At 41.3% G+C, this 2,039-nt stretch carries 2 protein-coding genes; both read left to right on the top strand.

What is annotated here, in order from left to right; translation table 11 throughout:
- Window positions 1–298: 298 nt before the first annotated feature.
- Window positions 299–1,150 carry a 3'(2'),5'-bisphosphate nucleotidase CysQ gene (locus tag AC805_RS14995; RefSeq protein WP_055076170.1) on the top strand — a complete coding sequence of 284 codons (852 nt, stop codon included), beginning with the start codon at window positions 299–301 and terminating at the stop codon, window positions 1,148–1,150.
- 194 nt (window positions 1,151–1,344) lie between these two features.
- Complete coding sequence (locus AC805_RS14990) at window positions 1,345–1,953, top strand: hypothetical protein (RefSeq protein WP_055076169.1); 609 nt, start codon at window positions 1,345–1,347, stop codon at window positions 1,951–1,953.
- The last annotated feature ends 86 nt before the right edge of the window (window positions 1,954–2,039 follow it).

Raw genomic sequence — 2,039 nt, 5'->3', positions numbered from 1 at the left:
AGTAATGTTAGGACAAAAATCAAACCCAATAGAGAGTTGCGGCGCTTCGCGCCGCAACTCTCTATTGGGTTTAATGTCCTGACTTAAGTGAATATAGCTCTAATTCACAAAAGTGTTGCCACACTTTTGTGAATTGGTAAGTATCTGGGCATAATTAAAACCCAGAATCAAGACCTGTAGCGCAAGCGCAGCGTAGATCTTGGGGTTTTATCTTTAATTGCGCCTAGCTACTTATAAAAAACTTGCTTAGCAAAGATTTTTGTAAATTATCGGGTTTTACCTATTCTTTTTAGTGATTATGAATCCCATACTGCAAACTGAAATCTGTCATTTTATCCGCGAGATCGGTCAAAAAGCGATTCATCTGAGAGAGAGAGGTTTTCAAGTTGATGAAAAAGGTTTTGATGATTATGTAACTAATGTCGATCGCGAACTCGATTTACTATTAAGACAAAAGTTTCAGGCATGGTTTCCCCATGATGTGGTAATTAGCGAAGAAAACCTGCAATCGCCAGAACTATGGCAAGAAAAACAAGCATCTAGTCAGAAATATTGGTTCATCGATCCGATTGATGGTACTGATGATTTTATTCATGGGCGGGAATTCTATTCGGTGATGGTAGGGGTTTTAGAGCAATCTCAGCCAGTTCTCGGCTGGATCTATGCCCCAAAGAGCGATCGCCTATATTTTGGCGGAACTGCTGTTAATGGATTATTCACGGTTGCCAATGGTCATATCCCTGAAGTTTTGCCTTCTATGCCGCCCAAGGGAGCAAGTAGCGATCGCGTAATTGTCAGTAAAAAAGACGATCTTGCCTATGGTGAGGCGATTCGTACAGCCGTTCCCAATGTGGAGTTTTACAGTCTCGGTAGCTTTGGCTTAAAGGTAATGGAAGTGGTTCAAGGTCGTGCAAACGCTTATATCTATCTCAATCGGCGCGTGAAGCTCTGGGATACCGTTGGTCCTCTGGCGATCGCCAAAGCCGCTGGGTTAGTTTGTTGCGATCTGACAGGTCGCGAAATCGGATTTGGCTATGAAGATATCGATCCTGCGAAACTCACCCATAACCAAGTTATTGTGATTGGCTGGTCAAAATTTATCGACGAGTTTCTCGATTCGATTCATCAAAACCTCTCCAACTGCATGTAGTCGGCATAATTAAAAACCAAAATAAGAGAGAGTACCGCTCGCTATGCTGGCGGTACTCTCTCTTTAGCTACTTAGTTCTTGAAAGCCGCTTGTTTCATGCCTACATCAGCAATATGTATTTTAGAAGTGATATGGCGCTATATTAATTAATAAATTCCAATAACTTCGCAAAAAGCCTGTATTTGGCTATATCTATGTCCAAGAAAAACTATCCTAAAGCATGGAGACGTTTCGCTACACAAGTCAATCAATCTGATCGTCAGGTTTCGGTAGAACTAGGGAATAAATTCGATCGCTTAGCAAGATGGGCTGCTCGCTTTCGCCTAGCCAAGAGTTTTAAGAAACTGGATTTAGGCGATCATTACGCTAGTCCGCTTACACCCCAACTCTATTCAGCGATTACGAGAATCTTTCTTACCTATACAGCCTTTGAAACATACTGTCGCATCATTGGCTTAAATCCCAGTCAGGAAACCCAATTAGAAGCTTGGCAAAATGAACAGTCTCAAACCACGATCATCCAAGAGATCCGTAGATTAGATCCCAAACATACTTTCTCTAGCTTTTTAGAAGAACATTTAGAGGGGGTTGCTTTAAAAAGAATGATGCGCGATTTTATCGAGGGCAAAGATGTCAATATTAGTTTTTTAGCCAGATGTACGAGACATATTTTTGCCCATGGAGTGCTGACGGCTCATTCATCAAATCTATCGGTAAAGCGTTTTGAAGAGGTGTCACAAATTATTTCAGATTTCTTAATAAATTGCATGGATCGAGATTTTGACAGTCGCGTAGCAAAATAATTACAGCTAACGCAAAGTAAAAAGATGGGTGGTGGCGCGAAGCGCCGCAACTCATCTTTTAAGTTATGACATCAAACCCAATAGAG

It is taken from the genome of Pseudanabaena sp. 'Roaring Creek', from assembly GCF_001402795.1.
Lineage (GTDB): Bacteria > Cyanobacteriota > Cyanobacteriia > Pseudanabaenales > Pseudanabaenaceae > Pseudanabaena.
This window is presented reverse-complemented; position numbering and strand designations above follow the sequence as displayed.